12 protein-coding genes are annotated in these 16,271 nt (G+C 66.5%); 5 read left to right on the top strand and 7 right to left on the bottom strand.

The features are described from left to right. Nucleotides 1-13: 13 nt before the first annotated feature. Nucleotides 14-1,057, bottom strand: coding sequence for a type IV pilus twitching motility protein PilT (locus ASE52_RS23315; protein WP_010463046.1), 1,044 nt, complete (start codon nucleotides 1,055-1,057; stop codon nucleotides 14-16). Between the two features lie 37 nt (nucleotides 1,058-1,094). Between ASE52_RS23315 and ASE52_RS23310 the strand changes: the two genes are divergently transcribed. Further along, nucleotides 1,095-1,802, top strand: coding sequence for a YggS family pyridoxal phosphate-dependent enzyme (locus ASE52_RS23310; protein ID WP_057229589.1), 708 nt, complete (start codon nucleotides 1,095-1,097; stop codon nucleotides 1,800-1,802). A 252-nt stretch (nucleotides 1,803-2,054) separates the two neighbouring features. On the opposite strand, the gene ltaE is transcribed toward ASE52_RS23310, so the two are convergent. From ltaE to ASE52_RS23295, 3 genes are all read right to left on the bottom strand, one after another. Next, the gene (gene ltaE / locus ASE52_RS23305; RefSeq protein ID WP_057229587.1) at nucleotides 2,055-3,122 is read right to left on the bottom strand and encodes a low-specificity L-threonine aldolase; all 1,068 of its coding nucleotides are present in this window, start codon (nucleotides 3,120-3,122) and stop codon (nucleotides 2,055-2,057) included. A 108-nt stretch (nucleotides 3,123-3,230) separates the two neighbouring features. Continuing rightward, a complete protein-coding gene (locus ASE52_RS23300) occupies nucleotides 3,231-4,481 on the bottom strand; it encodes a branched-chain amino acid ABC transporter substrate-binding protein (RefSeq protein ID WP_140426321.1) in 1,251 nt (416 codons plus the stop codon). A 73-nt stretch (nucleotides 4,482-4,554) separates the two neighbouring features. Beyond that, nucleotides 4,555-5,205: a TetR/AcrR family transcriptional regulator gene (locus tag ASE52_RS23295; RefSeq protein WP_057229585.1), complete on the bottom strand. Its 651-nt coding sequence runs from the start codon at nucleotides 5,203-5,205 to the stop codon at nucleotides 4,555-4,557. A 155-nt stretch (nucleotides 5,206-5,360) separates the two neighbouring features. On the opposite strand from ASE52_RS23295, the gene ASE52_RS23290 reads away from it, so the two are divergent. From ASE52_RS23290 to ASE52_RS23275, 4 genes are all read left to right on the top strand, one after another. Further along, entirely contained in the window at nucleotides 5,361-6,971 is a 1,611-nt protein-coding gene (locus tag ASE52_RS23290; protein ID WP_057229583.1) for an AMP-binding protein, read from the top strand. Between the two features lie 87 nt (nucleotides 6,972-7,058). Further along, nucleotides 7,059-10,331, top strand: a complete 3,273-nt coding sequence (locus ASE52_RS23285; RefSeq protein WP_057229726.1) for a carboxyl transferase domain-containing protein — start codon at nucleotides 7,059-7,061, stop codon at nucleotides 10,329-10,331. Nucleotides 10,332-10,370: 39 nt separating this feature from the next. After that, nucleotides 10,371-11,510 carry an aminotransferase class V-fold PLP-dependent enzyme gene (locus tag ASE52_RS23280; RefSeq protein WP_057229582.1) on the top strand — a complete coding sequence of 380 codons (1,140 nt, stop codon included), beginning with the start codon at nucleotides 10,371-10,373 and terminating at the stop codon, nucleotides 11,508-11,510. Nucleotides 11,511-11,543: 33 nt separating this feature from the next. Next, entirely contained in the window at nucleotides 11,544-12,839 is a 1,296-nt protein-coding gene (locus ASE52_RS23275; RefSeq protein WP_057229579.1) for a DUF445 family protein, read from the top strand. A gap of 446 nt (nucleotides 12,840-13,285) precedes the next feature. Here the strand turns inward: ASE52_RS23275 and ASE52_RS23270 are convergent, their stop codons facing one another. The 3 genes from ASE52_RS23270 to ASE52_RS23265 all read right to left on the bottom strand — a co-directional run bounded on the left by ASE52_RS23270 (nucleotide 13,286) and on the right by ASE52_RS23265 (nucleotide 16,106). After that, nucleotides 13,286-13,720, bottom strand: a complete 435-nt coding sequence (locus tag ASE52_RS23270; protein ID WP_057229577.1) for a hypothetical protein — start codon at nucleotides 13,718-13,720, stop codon at nucleotides 13,286-13,288. A gap of 182 nt (nucleotides 13,721-13,902) precedes the next feature. Then, a complete protein-coding gene (locus tag ASE52_RS25870; protein WP_140426320.1) occupies nucleotides 13,903-14,415 on the bottom strand; it encodes a hypothetical protein in 513 nt (170 codons plus the stop codon). A 191-nt stretch (nucleotides 14,416-14,606) separates the two neighbouring features. Further along, nucleotides 14,607-16,106: an FAD-linked oxidase C-terminal domain-containing protein gene (locus ASE52_RS23265; protein ID WP_057229575.1), complete on the bottom strand. Its 1,500-nt coding sequence runs from the start codon at nucleotides 16,104-16,106 to the stop codon at nucleotides 14,607-14,609. Between the last annotated feature and the right edge of the window lie 165 nt (nucleotides 16,107-16,271).

Genomic DNA, 16,271 nt, shown 5'->3' with positions numbered 1-16,271 from the left:
GGGTGGGCGCAGATCAGCCAGGGAAATTCTCAGGAATCTTGGCCTTGGCGCGCGCCTCGGCGGGGCTGATGATGTTGCGCCGCACGAGGTCGGTGAGGTTCTGGTCCAGCGTCTGCATGCCGACGCTGTTGCTGGTCTGGATGGTGGAGTACATCTGCGCCACCTTGGCCTCGCGGATCAGGTTGCGGATGGCGCTGGTGCCCAGCATGATTTCGTGTGCCGCCACGCGGCCCGAGCCATCCTTGGTCTTGCACAGCGTCTGCGAAATCACGGCCTGCAGCGATTCGGAGAGCATCGCGCGGACCATTTCCTTTTCTTCGGCGGGGAACACGTCGATGATCCGGTCGATGGTCTTGGCGGCGCTGGACGTGTGCAGCGTGCCGAACACCAAGTGGCCCGTTTCCGCCGCCGTCATGGCCAGGCGGATGGTTTCCAGGTCGCGCATTTCGCCCACCAGGATGGCGTCCGGGTCTTCGCGCAGCGCGGACTTCAGCGCGGCCGCGAACGACAGCGTCATCGGGCCCACTTCACGCTGGTTGATCAGGCACTTCTTGGACTCGTGCACGAACTCGATCGGGTCTTCCACCGTGAGGATGTGGCCGTACTCGGTTTCGTTGAGGTAGTTCACCATGGCTGCGAGCGTGGTGGACTTGCCCGAGCCCGTGGGGCCGGTCACCAGCACGAGGCCGCGAGGTTTGAGGGCCAGGTCGCCGAAGATCTTGGGCGCATTGAGCTGCTCCAGCGTCAGGATCTTGCTCGGAATGGTCCGGAAGACGGCGGCCGCGCCGCGGTTCTGGTTGAAGGCGTTGACCCGGAAACGTGCCAGGCCTTCGATTTCGAACGAGAAGTCGACCTCGAGGAACTCTTCATACGTCTTGCGCTGCGAGTCGCTCATGATGTCGTACACCATGGCATGCACCGTCTTGTGGTCGAGCGCATCGACGTTGATGCGCCGCACGTCGCCGTGGACCCGGATCATGGGCGGCAGGCCTGCGGAAAGGTGCAGGTCGGAGGCCTTGTTCTTGACGCTGAACGCGAGCAGTTGGGTAATGTCCACGGAGTCCCTCTATCGTTTGGTACGCTTGCCAAACATTATGACCACGATTGCTAACAACCTCCAACAGGTTCTGGGCAGGATGGCGCAGGCATGCAAAGCTGCCGGGCGCGATCCGGCCGGCGTTTCCCTGCTGGCGGTTTCCAAGACCTTTGGCGCCGACGCCGTGGCCGAGGCCGTGGCCGCCGGCCAGCGCGACTTTGGCGAGAACTACATCCAGGAAGGGGTGGACAAGATCGTCGCCCTGCGCACTGCCCAGCCCGGCGTGGCGCTGCAGTGGCACTGCATCGGGCCCATCCAGAGCAACAAGACGCGCCTGGTGGCCGAGCACTTTGACTGGGTCCACACGGTGGACCGCCTGAAGATCGCCGAGCGCCTGTCGGCCCAGCGCCCGGAGCACCTGGCGCCGTTACAAATATGCGTGCAGGTCAACATCGATGGCGGCCCCACCAAGTCGGGCGTGGCGCCGACTGAGGCATTGGAATTGGTCCGCGCTGTCGCGAAACTGCCACGGCTGGTGGTGCGTGGGATCATGGGCATTCCGGACCATGCTCCTGAATTTGAAGCACAACGCGCCCTTCATGCGAGCGCCAAGGCGCTTTTCGACCAGATAGCGGCGCTGCAGGAACCCCGCCTCGAGCGCTTCGACACCCTGTCCCTGGGCATGACGGCCGACCTGGAGGCCGCCATCCACGCCGGCAGCACCCTCGTGCGCGTGGGCACCGGCATCTTCGGCGGCAGAAACTAGAGGGCAACCCCCTGTGGCGCTGCGCGCCTCGGTGCTGGCCGCCGCAGTCGGCAGCTCTTCAGGCCGTCCAAGCCTGCGCAGGCAGGCTTGGAGCCGCGGCCCTCAGCCCCTTCTCTCGAATTGCTACGCAATTCGGGAAGGGGGCACCGCCAGCGCTGCGGGGCGGCCCTTGCGCGGTGGTCTCTGGCTTGAAGCGTGTCGGTATTGAACGGCGTGGGGAAAAGGCGCACGTAGGGGGGCGCCGCTCCTGCCTTACCTGCCGGTGAAACGCCCCACGCAGTCCAGTGCTGCTGTCACATCCGCCTCGCTCACATCCAGATGCGCCACCCAGCGCAGGCGGGTGGCGACGCCGTACAGGCTGCTCGTCACCCGCACGCCGTGCTCGGCCAGCCAGGCCGTGAAGGCCGGGGCCACGTCCGCATGCAGGTCGGTGAAGAGGATGTTGGTCTGCCAGGGGTGGACCGTGATCTTGCCCTGCAGCACCGGATGGCTCTGGTTGATATCGCTCAGCCCCTGGGCCAGACGCGCCAGGTTCGCGTGGTCGTCGGCCAGGCGGCGCACGTGGTGCTCCAGCGCGTAGTGGCCCGCAGCGGCCAGCACGCCGGCCTGGCGCATGCCGCCGCCCAGGATCTTGCGGGTGCGGCGCGCCTGGCGGATGAAGTCGCGCGAGCCCAGCACCAGCGAGCCGACCGGTGCGCCCAGGCCCTTGCTCAGGCACAGCGACGCCGAGTCAAAATGGCTGCACAGCGCACGCGCCTCGTCATACACATCGGTGCCGTGGCGCGCCGCATTGGCCGTAGCGGCGTTGAACAAGCGTGCGCCGTCCAGGTGCATCGCCAGCCCCCGGCTGCGCGCCAGCTGGGCCACCTCGGCGATGTAGGCGGGCGGCAGCACCTGGCCGCCGGTCGTGTTCTCCAGCACCACCAGGCGGGTGCGCGCGAAATGCGGGTCGTCCGGCTTGATGGCGGCAGCGATGTCGGCAATGCGCAAGGTGCCGTCAGGCTGCGTCTCAATCGGCTGCGGCTGGATGGAGCCCAGCACCGCCATGCCGCCGGCCTCCCAGCGGTAGGTGTGCCAGCTCTGGCCCACGATGGCCTCGTCGCCGCGCTGGCAGTGGCCCCACAGCGCGATCAGGTTGGTCTGCGTGCCCGAGGGGGCGAACAGCGCGGCCTCGAAGCCCAGCAGCTGCGCCGCATGCTCCTGCAGTACGTTCACCGAAGGGTCGTCGGCAAACACATCGTCGCCCAGCGGCGCCTTGAACATGGCCTCGCGCATGGCGGGCGTGGGCTGGGTGACGGTGTCGCTGCGAAAGTCGGGCATGGGCGCGGTCCTTGTGGGTCGGGTCAATGAATGCAATGACCGGCCATGGTAGCGGCGCTCCGTGGCGGCTGCCGCTGTGGGGTTACGGCCCCTTCCCGAGCCGCGGCGTCAGGGCCGGTTCATCTTGCAGTCGGTGCCTTGCGCCAGCTCATTGCCGGTGTAGGCCGCATCGGTGCGAAAGCCGTAGTTTGTGCCTTCCCAACCGGCCTTGACTGTCTTGCCGTCCACCGGCGCGATGGTGTTGACCACCTGCGGCAGCAGCAGCTGGTGGTCCTCGCCGCGCATGCGCACGGGGCCCACCACCGAGTCGATGGTCAGGTCTTCCAGCGCGCGTGCCACCTTCACCGGGTCCGTGGACTGTGCCTTGTTGATGGCCGCCGCCAGAAAGCGTGGCGTCATCTCGATGCGTGGTGCAAGGAAGTCCTTGGTCGTCTTGGCCTTGTAGGCCTTGGCGAGCGCATCCACTTTGGGCGTATCGGCCTGGCCCGGGTGCCATTCGGCCACCCAGGTCAGCTGGCCCTGTTTGGCCTGCGACACCGCCAGCACCGTGCCAGGAATGGAGCCCGCGCTGTGGTTGAAGTAGCGCAGGTTGTAGCCCGCGTCGCCCGCGGCTTTCAGCAGCAGCGTCATGTCCTGCCCCCAGTTGCCGGTGATGATCGAATCGGCCTCGCTGCTCTTGACCTTCGCCAGGTAGGGCGCGAAGTCCTTCACGCGGCCGATGGGGTGCAGCGCCTCGCCCACGAACTGGATGTCAGGCCGCGCCAGACCCACCATTTCGCGGCCGTAGTGCGCCCACTGCTTGCCGTGCGCGTAGTCCTGGTTCAGCAGATACACCTTCTTGATGTCCGGCTGTTTCTTGATGTAGTTGGCAATCGCCTTCATCTTCATGGCCGTGTTGGCTTCAAACTGGAAGTGCCAGAAGTTGCACGCCTTGCCTGTCAACTCCGGGTCGATGGAGGAGTGGTTCAGCACCAGGATCTCCTTGCCCGGGTTGCGCTGGTTGTGGCGCGCTGCCGCCTGCACCAGCGCCGTGACCACCGATGAGCCCGAGCCGCCGGTCACGATGGCCTTGGCGCCCTGGTCGATGGCGGCCTGCAGCGCGCTCTGGCTCTCCTGCGCGGAGAGCTTGCTGTCGAACTGCAGCAGCTGCAGCTTCACGCCCTTGAGCACGCCACCCTTGGCGTTGATGTCCTCGATGGCGTACTGCGTGTGCGTGAGCATCAGCTCCCCCACGTTGGCGAACGGGCCCGACAGCGGGTCGATATAGGCGACCTTGAAGGTCTCCTGCGCGCTGGCGGCCGTGCCGATGAGCAAGGCTGCCGCGGCGGCCAGTGGGGTGGTGAGGAAGGCGGTATTCATGGTGTCTTTGTCTCCTGTCGTAGTAAGGTTTGTCTTGGTCTGATGGGGCGCCGCCGCAGAGGAGCGTGGGGTGCTATGCGGTTTCCCGCTTGCGGGTGCGCCGCAGGCCCAGCACGCGCCACGCCAGTTGTGCCAGCTCCCGCGCCACCTCGTCCTGCGACAGGCGGCCGTCGGGCCGGTACCAGTTGTAGAGAAAGCCGGGCAGGCTGCATGCGGCCAGCGCGGTGATCTTGGTGTCGTTGAACTCGAACATGCCGTCGTCGCGGCCCTGCTCCAGCAGCGCGCACAGCCGGTCGTAGAAGTGGTTCGCCAGATCCTTTTGCGCCGCCAGGTACTCGGGCCGGTAGACCTGCGGTTCGCGGTACGGGAAGAACGCCGACGGGTGGTGCGCCAGCGTGGCGCGGATCAGCCGCTCGATGCCCTCCGTCACCTTCACATGGGCAGGCCGGTCATCGTCCGCCGCAAAGTCCATCGCAGTGAAACACGCTACGGCAGGCGCCCACGACAGCGTCTCGAAGATCTCCTGCTTGTTGCGGAAGTAGTAGTACACAAAGGGCTTGGTCACGCCCAGCTGCTGCACGATCTGCTCGATGGTGGTGTTGGCGTAGCCCTGCGCATCGAACAGCGCCTCGGCTGCGCGCAAGATGCGTTCGCGCTTCTCGTCCGACCCGGCCGTGGCGGCCTTCTGGCGGCCGCTGGCCTGCACGGGGGGCTGCTGGTTCATCGGTGTCCTTTGCGCGACGTTGGAGTTATACCCATGGGTAGCATTGTTCTACCGAGCGGTATATATTGGCAAGACGCTGGCGGGTGAGGGCGCTCAGAGAAAACCCTGAGTGGCCGCCAAGAACCAGCGATTCCAGACACCTCGGAGACAACGCCATGCCTTCTGCCGCACCGCAGCTGCCGCTGCACGAACACCTGCGCCGCCACGCGCGCGAAACGCCCGACCACATCGCCTACCTCTGGTACGGCCAGCCCCTCACGTGGGCGCAGCTTGATGCGGCCAGCGATGCATTTGCCGCGCGCCTGCAGGCGCTGGGTGTGGCCAAGGGCGAGCCCGTGGCGCTGTTCATGAACAACTGCCCGCAGTACGTGATGGCGCACTACGGCATCCAGAAGATCGGCGCCATCGTCTGTCCTTGCGGGCCGCTGAACAAGGAGCATGAGCTGGAATACCAGCTCACCGACCTGCAGGCGCGCGTGATCGTCGCGGCCGATGTGCTGCTGCCCGTGGTGGACAAGGTGCGCGCCAAGACCGCGCTGCAGCAGGTGTTTGTGGTGCGCTATGCCGAGCTGCTGCCCGAGGGAACGCCCAGCATCGAGGTACCCGCCGAGCTGCTGGCCATGCGCGCCGCCATGGCGCCGGTGCCTGCGGGCTGCGAAGACTTCCTGGCCGCCACCCGCACCGGCGCGCGGCCTGCGCCGGTGGCCTTGTCGATGGACGACATCTCGCTGATGACCTACACCTCGGGCACCACCGGGTTACCGAAGGGCGCGATGCTGAGCTACGGCAACGCCACGTTCAAGACCGCTGCATCGGCCGACTGCAACGGCATGACGCCGCACGAAACGCTGCTGGCGGTGGCCCCGCTGTACCACATCGCGGGCATGGTGATGGGCGTGAACCTGCCCGTCTACACCGGCGCCACCGCCGTGCTGCTGTACCGCTTTGACCCACTGGGCGTGGCGCAGGCGCTGGAGCGCCACCGCGTGACCTGGTGGTACAGCATCGCGCCCATGAATGGCGCCCTGATGCAGGTGCCGGGCGCACGCGACATGGACTGGAGCGCGCTGCGCCGCAACCCGGTCACCAGCTTTGGCATCACCTTCACCGAGGCGCTGGCCCTGCAGTGGCAGCAGTTCGCGCCGAACTGCATCTCCCACGAGGCGGCCTATGGCCTGTCGGAAACCCACACGGTGGACACCGCCATGCCGGTGGACGCCATCCGCTGGGGCACCCAGGGCAAGCCCGTGCCGGGCAACACCATCCGCATCGTCGACCCCGACACTGGCGCGCCGCTGCCCACCGGCGAGGTGGGCGAGATCACCATCCACGGCCCCGGCAACTTCAAGGGCTACTGGAACAAGCCCGAGGCCACGGCCAAGACCCTGCGTGACGGCTGGGTCTACACCGGCGACATGGGCAAGATCGATGCGGACGGCTACCTCACCTTCATCGGCCGCTTCAAGGAAATGATCAAGGTATCGGGCTACAGCGTGTTCCCCGAAGAGGTCGAGACCCTGCTCATCAAGCACCCCGCCGTGGCCCAGGCCGCCGTGATTGGCGTGCCCGATGCGGAAAAGGGCGAGGTGGTGCGCGCCTTCATCGTCAAGAAGTCCGGCCAGGAGGTGGACGCCGCCGGCCTGGTGGCCTGGTGCCGCGAGAACATGGCGCCCTACAAAGCCCCGCGCGAGGTGCGTTTCATCGATGCGCTGCCCGCCACGGGCGCGGGCAAGGTGCTGCGCCGCCTGCTAAGGGATATTGCGTGATCTGACGAGAAATCGGCTGCTGGCGCCGGATGAATATGCGCTGGCAGCTATACAAAATATAGCGACTGCCCCATGCCATCTTCTGTTCTGTTCACCAAAGTGCTGGTTGCCAATCGGGGCGAAATCGCGCTGCGCACCGTGCGCGCCCTGCACGACCTGGGCATCGCCAGCGTGGCCGTGTTTGCCGACGACGACGCCGCCGGCCCCCACGTGCACGCGGCCACCACGGCCGTGGCCTTGGGGTCGACCGGCCCTGTGGCGTACCTGGACGGTGCGCGCCTCATCGACATTGCCAAGGCGCAGGGCTGCGATGCCGTGCACCCGGGCTACGGCTTCTTGAGCGAGCGCGCCGACTTCGCCCGTGTGTGTGCCGAGGCGGGGCTGCGCTTCATCGGCCCCACGCCTGCGCAGCTCGCGTTGTTCGGCGACAAGGCGCAGGCCCGTGCGCTGGCGCAGCAGCAGGGCGTGCCGCTCATGCCCGGCACGCAGGCGGCGGTGACGCTGCAGGAGGCGCAGGCCTTCTTTGCGCAGCACGCCCATGCTGGCATCGTCATCAAGGCCATCGGTGGTGGCGGCGGGCGCGGCATGCGCGCGGTGGCGTCGGCCGATGACTTGCCCGCTGCCTACGCGCGCTGTCGCAGCGAGGCGCAGGCCGCCTTTGGTGTGGACGGCGTGTACGTGGAGCGCCTGATGGGCAACGCCCGCCACATCGAGGTGCAGGTGCTGGGCGATGGGCGCGAGGTGATCGCCCTGGGCGAGCGCGAATGTACGCTGCAGCGGCGCTTTCAGAAGGTGGTGGAGATCGCGCCCAGCCCTTCGTTGCCCGCAGCGCTGCGCGAGCGCATCACCACCGCCGCACTGTCCATGGCGCGGGCGGTGCAGTACGAAGGCCTGGGCACCTTCGAGTTTCTGGTGGACTTGGCGTCGAGCGACCTGCCGTTTGTCTTCATCGAATGCAACCCGCGCCTGCAGGTGGAGCACACCATCACCGAAGAGGTCACCGGCGTGGACCTGGTGCAGGCGCAGATCGCGCTGGCCGCGGGCCGCACGTTGCAAGACATCGGCCTCGACCCTGCCGCACCGCCTGCCGTGTTGGGCTTTGCCGTGCAGTGGCGCATCAACGCCGAGACGCTGGACGCACAGGGCAACGCCACCCCCGGCAGCGGTACGCTCAGCCGCTTTGACCTGCCCGCAGGCCCAGGCGTGCGCGTGGACACGCACGGCGCAGCAGGCGCCACGCCGTCGCCGCACTACGACACGCTGCTGGCCAAGCTCATCGTGCACACACGCAGCCCGCGTTTTGCCGATGCGCTGCGCCGCTCGCAGCGCGCGCTGGCCGAGTGCCGCATCGACGGTGTGGCCACCAACCTCGCGCTGCTGCAGGCGCTGGCAACACGGCCCGAAATGGAGAGCCAGCAGGTGCACACGCGCTGGCTGGAGTCGGTGCTGCCAGAGCTTCTGGTTGCTACTAAAAATATAGCTATTAAGGCAGACTCGACTAGCGCTACAGGGCAAAACGACCCAAATATTGCCTCTGACACCCCTGACGGCGCAGTGCTGGCTCCCATGCCCGCCCGCCTGGTGCAACTGAGCGTGGCCGAGGGCGACGTGGTCGCCGCCGGCGCCGAGCTGGCCGTGCTCGAAGCCATGAAGATGGAGCATGTGCTGCTGGCCCCACACGCGGGCCGCGTCGGCGCGCTGCTGGCCGTGGCCGGTGGCTACGTCGCGCAGGGGCAGCCGCTGCTGGTGCTGGACGCGGTGGATGAGGCGGCCGATGTCGAAGTGCAGGGCAGCGCTGCGCACGACCCCGACCACATCCGTGCCGACCTGCAGCGCATGATCGACCGCCACGCCTTCACGCTCGACGCCGCGCGCCCCGAGGCGATGGACAAGCGCCACGCACAAGGCGGCCGCTCCGCGCGCGAGAACATCGCCGACCTGTGCGACGACGGCAGCTTCATCGAATACGGGGCGCTGGCCATTGCCGCGCAGACGCGCCGCCGCAGCCTTCAGGACCTGATCGCCAACACGCCCGCCGACGGCATGGTCACGGGCATCGGCGGCATCAACGGCGCACTCTTCGGGCCCGAGCAGTCCCGCGCCGTGGTCATGTCGTACGACGCCACCGTGCTGGCCGGCACCCAGGGCGCGCGCAACCACGCCAAGACCGACCGCATGCTGGGCATCGCCCTGGCGCAGAAGCTCCCAGTGGTGCTGTTGGCCGAAGGCGGCGGCGGCCGCCCGGGCGATACCGACATGCCCATCGTGGCAGGCCTGCACGTGCACACGTTCGCCAGCTACGCCGCGCTGTCGGGCCAGGTGCCGGTGATCGGCATCGCGGCCGGGCGCTGTTTTGCGGGCAACGCGGCGCTGCTAGGCTGCAGCGATGTGATCATCGCCACGCGCAGCAGCAACATCGGCATGGGCGGCCCGGCCATGATCGAAGGTGGCGGGCTGGGCGTCTTCAAGCCCGAGCAGATCGGCCCGAGCCGCGTGCAGCATGCCAACGGCGTGATCGACGTGCTGGTCGAGGACGAGGCCGGTGCGGTGCAGGCCGCGCGCCACTACCTGTCGTTCTTCCAGGGCCGTACATCGCAGTGGTCTGCACCCGACCAGCGCCTGCTGCGCGCCGTGGTGCCCGAGAACCGCCTGCGCGTGTACGACACCCGCACGGCGATGGCGGGCCTGGTGGACGACGGCAGCCTGCTGCTGCTGCGCACCGGCTTTGGCGCGGGCATCCACACCGCACTCGCGCGCATCGAAGGCCGCCCCGTGGGCCTGCTGGCCAACAACCCGCAACACCTGGGTGGCGCCATCGACGCCGATGCGGCCGACAAGGGCGCGCGCTTCATGCAGCTGTGCAACGCGCATGGTCTGCCCATCGTGAGTCTGGTGGACACGCCCGGCTTCATGGTCGGCCCCGAGGTTGAAGCCACGGCCCAGGTGCGCCACGTGAGCCGCCTGTTCGTCACCGCCGCCAGCCTGCGCGTGCCCACCTTCAGCGTGGTGCTGCGCAAGGGCTACGGCCTGGGTGCCATGGGCATGACGGCCGGGGGCTTCCATGCGCCCGTGTTCACTGTCGCCTGGCCCACAGGAGAGTTCGGCGCCATGGGGCTCGAAGGCGCAGTGCGCCTGGGCTTTCGCAAGGAGCTGGAGGCGCTGCCCGAAGGCGCCGAGCGCGATGCGCTGTTTGCCAAGCTGCTGGCCAAGTCCTACGCCAATGGCGAGGCGATGCACATGGCCGCCACGCTGGAGATCGACGCGGTGATCGACCCGGCTGACACGCGGGCGTGGCTGGCGCGCGGGTTGGCATCGGCGCAGGTGGCGCAGCTGGGGCACCGTTTCGTGGACACGTGGTGATAAGCTGACCCGCTGATTTGTTCAACGGAGAGATTGCCCATGCCCGGCCTTTTGCCCGATATCGACCCCGATGGCCTGCTCGAATTTTCGGTGGTCTACACCGACCGCGCGCTCAACCACATGTCCAAGCGCTTCACCGGCGTGGTGCAGGACATTCTGGGCACGCTGAAAGAGGTCTACCACGCCCACACCGCCGTGCTGGTGCCCGGCAGCGGCACCTTCGGCATGGAGGCCGTGGCCCGCCAGTTCGCCAACAAGGAAAAGGTGCTCATCGTGCGCAACGGCTGGTTCAGCTACCGCTGGAGCCAGATCTTTGATGCCGACACGGGCCTGGGCGGTGGCGCGGTGGTGTGCAAGGCGCGCCGCCAGGGCGATGGCCCGCAGGCACCCTGGGCACCCTGCCCAGCTCATGAGGTGGCGGCCACCATCCGCGCCGAAAAACCCAAGGTGGTGTTCGCGCCCCATGTGGAGACGGCCAGCGGCATCATCCTTTCGGACGACTACATCCGCACTCTGACAGCCGCTGCCCATGAGGTGGGCGCGCTGTTTGTGCTCGACTGCATTGCCTCGGGCGCGATGTGGGTGGACATGCAGGCCACCGGCGTGGATGTGCTCATCAGCGCGCCGCAAAAGGGCTGGAGCGGCTCGCCCTGCTGCGCCATGGTGATGCTGAGTGAGCGCGCGCGGCAGGCCATCGACGGCACCACGAGCAGCAGTTTCTCGTGCGACCTCAAGAAGTGGATGCAGATCGCCGAGGGCTATGAAAAGGGCCAGCACGCGTACCACACCACCATGCCCACCGACGCGCTGGTGCGCCTGTCCGAAGTGATGGCCGAGACGCGCGCCTACGGCTTTGCCAAGGTGCGCGACGAGCAGATCGAGCTGGGCGCCAAGGTACGCGCACTGCTCGAATCGCGTGGCTTCCCCAGCGTGGCCGCCGAGGGCTTCAAGGCCCCTGGCGTGGTGGTGAGCTACACCACCGACCCCGGCATCCAGAACGGCAAGAAGTTTCTGGAAGTGGGTTTGCAGACCGCTGCGGGCGTGCCGCTGCAGTGCGACGAAGGGCCCGGGTTCAAAACCTTCCGCATCGGGCTTTTTGGCCTGGAGAAGTGGCACAACGTGGACCGCAGCGTGGGCCATCTGTCGAAGGCGCTGGACCAGATTGCGGCGGCTGCCTGACGGCCTGCCGTCGAAGTCGGCGGGTCAGGCCTGATGAGCGCCGAAGCTGACAGCGCAACCCTCGCCTTGCGGCGTGCCAAGCGGCAGGCCCTGGGCTTGTTGCTGCTGGTCACGGCGGTGTTCGTGGCTACCAGCGTGGTCGACCGCGGCCTGTGGCTCAACTGCGTGAAGGCCATGGCCGAGGCCGCCATGGTGGGCGCGCTGGCGGATTGGTTCGCGGTGGTGGCGCTGTTCCGCCGCCCGCTGGGTTTGCCCATTCCGCACACCGCGGTCATCGCGCGCAACCAGGCGCGCATCGGCCGCAACCTGGCCACCTTTGTACGCGACAAGTTCCTGGATGTGCCTTCGCTCGTGTCGCTGATCCGCCGGCACGACCCCGCCGAGCGGCTGGCGCAGTGGCTGACTGCCCCCGGCAACGCCGCGCTGCTGGGGCACCAAGCCACGCGCCTGGCATCGGCTGCGCTGGAGACGGTGCAGGACGCGCAGGTGGAGCGCTTCATCCACAAGGCCGCGCGTGCCTTGATCGGGCAGGTGGATATGTCGCGTGCCCTGGCGGCGGTGCTCGACACCCTGACCCACAACGGCCGTCACCAGGCACTGCTGGACGACGTGCTGGCGAAACTCATCGAATTGCTGCAGAACGAACCAACCCGCGCCTGGGTGGCGCAGACCATCGTGCTGTGGCTCAAGAAAGACCACCCGCGCACCGAAAAGCTGTTGCCCAGCGACTGGCTGGGCGACAAGGGCTCGGCCCTGCTGGCACGCGCTCTGGAGAGCGTGATGGCCGACGTCGCCGGCAACCCGCAGCATGCCTTGCGCGCGCAGTTTGATGCGGCGGTGCAGCGTTTTATCGAGCGCCTGCGCAGTGACCCGGAGTGGGTGCACAAGGGTGAGGAGATTCGAACCTGGTTGCAGACCGATGCCACGGTGGGTGGCTATGTGCAGGCGCTGTGGCAGGACCTGCGAGGTGCGTTGCAGCGCGACTTGGCCGATGCCGATTCGGTGTTTGCGCGGCAGGTGGGCAAGTTGGGGTTGTGGCTGGGGGAGTCTCTGGCGGGGGATGCGGCGCTCAGGCAGTCGTTCAATGATCGGCTGGAACGTTGGGTGGAGGACCTGGCGCCGGATGTGTCGGCGTTCATTGCGCAGCACATTGAGGAGACGGTGCGGCGGTGGGATACCGAGGAGATGACGCAGCTGATTGAGCTGAACATTGGCAAGGACCTGCAGTACATCCGGATCAATGGGACGGTGGTGGGTGGGTTGATTGGGTTGGTGCTGTTTGTGGTGTCGCATGCGGGGGAGATTTGGCGTGCGGTGGTGGGCAGTTGACCACCCGTTCGGGCTGCGCCTGTCGAAGCCAGGGCACTCCACCCCAACCGTTCGGGCTGAGCTTGTCGAAACCTGGGCGTGCTGGTTAGAAAAGCATGCTTGTGTTGAGTGCGGAAGCCGGGACTCGCCCCGGCGGGCGAGGTACTTGTTCTTTGCTTCGCCAAAGAAAAGTACCCAAAAGAAAGGCGACCCCCAATCTGCGACCCCTGCGCTTCGCTACGGGGCAAACCTGCGTCGGGGCGGTTGCGGGGTGCGCCGTGGAACTCGCTTTGCTGCTGCGCAGCGCCGCTCGGACAACCACGGCGAGTCAGTTCACGAGGCATGCGCGCTCCGGCGCGCATGCTCACCCCGCAACCGCCCCGCCGCAGGCGCAGCCAGCAGGGGTGGGGGAGCCGAACAGCCACACGGGCCATCGCGTTGCTCGGCCGCGCTTGAGCTGGCGTCGGCTAGCGTTCCGCCTCATCCGCCGCCATGTTGGCTGCGTGTTCTTCCTGCAGATGCTGCGCAATCTGCGCCCACGCCTGCTTGGCCTCGGCGTCTTGCGCCCAGGCGTAGCAACTGGCGATATGCATGGCCGTCACCGCATGGTGTGGGTCGAGAGCGAAGGCCACCTCGCACTGCAGTGCTGCCTGTCGCCACATCGCGGTCGCATCTTCTGAGCCTTCTTTCTGCAGCGCATGGGCTTCGGCAACCCATGCTTGACCCAAGCGAAACGCGGCCGAGTGCAGCGTGGGATCGGCTTCGTGCGCCCGTTGAAACAGCACCCCCGCCTGCCACCACAAAGCGCGTGCTGCTGCGAAGTCTTGCGTGGCTACGGCCTGCGCCTGGGAGACCAGGGCGTTGCCGGATTGGAGGAGGGTGGAGGCGGAGTCGCTGGGCATGGTTGGGGAGGGTGGACGGTTGGGGCTGCGGATTGTCGGGGATTTTGCTGGATGCAATCCGCCACGAACTGTCACTGGTACCAAGGGGCTGTCGTTGAGCCGTGAAGCTGAACCGCGAACCGCGAACCGCGAACCGCGATCTGCCGACGCGATTCGCCTAGTGCGACCGGCTCAATCCTCCCTCATTGCCACCATAACTGCCCAGCGGTTGCGAAGAAGAGTCCGGGCAGAAATGCTGCCCGAAAGAAGAACGGTCGCAATTGCTCATGCAACAACTCTCCACTAAAGGTTTCGCGGTACCCGCCTAGTTCAAATAGCGTGGCCCAAGCGGCGAGGAGTCCTCCTGCCACGCTGAGTACTTTGCCCCAATCCCAAGGTAGACCCGGATGAACTTTGCCCGAAATTGCAGCTAGGGCAAGGCCTGCAGCTGCAAAAGCAAGTGTTGTAGCGAGGGCCGAGAACAATCCTCGCTTCAGCTCGTGGGCATGGACGGCCGCATTCAAGCGGGCATCAACCTCCCACCCTGCGGGGGGGAACTTGCCTGCGTCAAAGGCCAGTCGCAGATCCTGAGCCTCAAGGTTGATTGCCATGCCGTGAGAAACAGCCCAGTCTAGATACTTCTCATGCCTGAACAGAAGGCAGAGAAACGCCTTGGCGCTTGAAGCTCTCGCGAAGGATGCGGTTGTGTTTGACATGTGGCTAACTTTTTGGTGAGCCGCAATTCCGCTGGAATTAGCGACTAACGCACGAATGGAAGAACTCGACGGATGAAGCGCTTGGCGCAGCTTGCGTTGACTAGATTCTGCCGCGTGGCCCGTCGTTTTGTGGCCGGTCGTAGGGCCGAGAAATCAATCCCGCGTTGCCGGAGGGGGCGGGTCGCCACCCATCAAAACCTCGGCAAATCCGGATGCTTGATCGCCCCCCCGCGCACCAGCATCTTCCCGTACTCCGCACACCGGTTCAGCGTAGGAATTACCTTCCCCGGGTTCAGCAACCCCGCCGGGTCAAACGCATGTTTCAGCCCGAACATCTGCGCGTTCTCCTCGGCTGTGAACTGCACGCACATGCTGTTGAGCTTTTCCACGCCCACGCCGTGTTCGCCCGTCACCGTCCCGCCCATGGCCACGCTGGTCTCCAGAATCTCCGCGCCAAACAGCTCGCAGCGGTGCAGTTGGTCGGCGTCGTTCGCGTCGAACAGGATGAGAGGATGCAGGTTGCCGTCGCCCGCATGGAACACGTTGGCGCAGCGCAGCTGGTATTTCTTTTCCATCTCCTGGATGGCCAGCAGGATGTCGGCCAGGCGCTTGCGCGGGATGGTCGAGTCCATGCACATGTAGTCGGGGCTGATGCGGCCGCTGGCGGGGAAGGCGTTCTTGCGGCCGCTCCAGAAGCGCAGGCGCTCGGCTTCGTCGTTGCTGACGGAGATGGCTGTCGCGCCTGCAGCGCGCAGCACCTCGCTCATGCGGCCGATTTCTTCTTCCACCTCTTCGGGCGTACCGTCGCTTTCGCACAGCAGGATGGCTTCCGCAGTCAGGTCGTAGCCTGCGTGGACAAAGTCTTCCACGGCGGCGGTCATGGGCTTGTCCATCATCTCCAGGCCTGCGGGGATGATGCCGGCCGCGATGACGGCGGCCACGGCGTCGCCCGCCTTGCGCACGTCGTCGAAGCTGGCCATGATGCAGCGCGCCAGCTGGGGCTTGGGGATGAGCTTGACCGTCACTTCGGTGGTCACGGCCAGCATGCCTTCGCTGCCGATCACGGCGGCCAGCAGGTCGTAGCCGGGGGCGTCGAGTGCCTCGCTGCCGAATTCGACGGGCTCGCCTTCCACCGTGAAACCCTTCACCTTGAGCACGTTGTGCACCGTCAGGCCGTACTTCAGGCAATGCACGCCGCCGGAGTTCTCGGCCACGTTGCCGCCGATGGTGCAGGCGATCTGGCTGCTGGGGTCGGGGGCGTAGTAGAGGTTGTAGGGTGCCGCCGCCTCGCTGATCGCCAGGTTGCGCACGCCACACTGCACCACGGCCGTGCGGCTTTCGGGGTTCAGGTTGAGGATGCGGTTGAACTTGGCCAGCGACATCGTCACGCCCAGGGCGTGGGGCATGGCGCCGCCCGACAGGCCCGTGCCCGCGCCGCGCGCCACCACCGGCACCTGCAGCCGGTGGCAGACCTGCAGCACGGCCTGCACTTCGTCGTAGGTTTCAGGCAGGCACACCACCAGCGGGCGCTGGCGGTAGGCGGTGAGGCCGTCGCATTCGTAGGGCGTGGTGTCTTCGGTGTGCCAGAGCAGCGCGTGTGCGGGCAGCACACGCCCCAGGGCCAGGACAACCTCGGCCTGGCGTGCGGCGCGTTCGGACAGGGCTGCGGTGGGTTGGGCGGCAGTGTTCATGGCTGCCACTGTAGAGGAAGGCTGCGCGCGGGAGCGTGAGTTTTCTTGCAGCAGTCTGTGAAATGGCCTGGATGTGGCTGTTTGCTATGATTTATATAGCTATTAGCGCTTTTGGATAAAGCGCTGAAGGCCAATTTGACTAGAAATTTTGTTGTGAGCAGAGCC

The organism is Acidovorax sp. Root275, from assembly GCF_001428965.1.
In the GTDB taxonomy this organism is placed as follows: Bacteria; Pseudomonadota; Gammaproteobacteria; order Burkholderiales; family Burkholderiaceae_C; genus Acidovorax; species Acidovorax radicis.
This window is presented reverse-complemented; position numbering and strand designations above follow the sequence as displayed.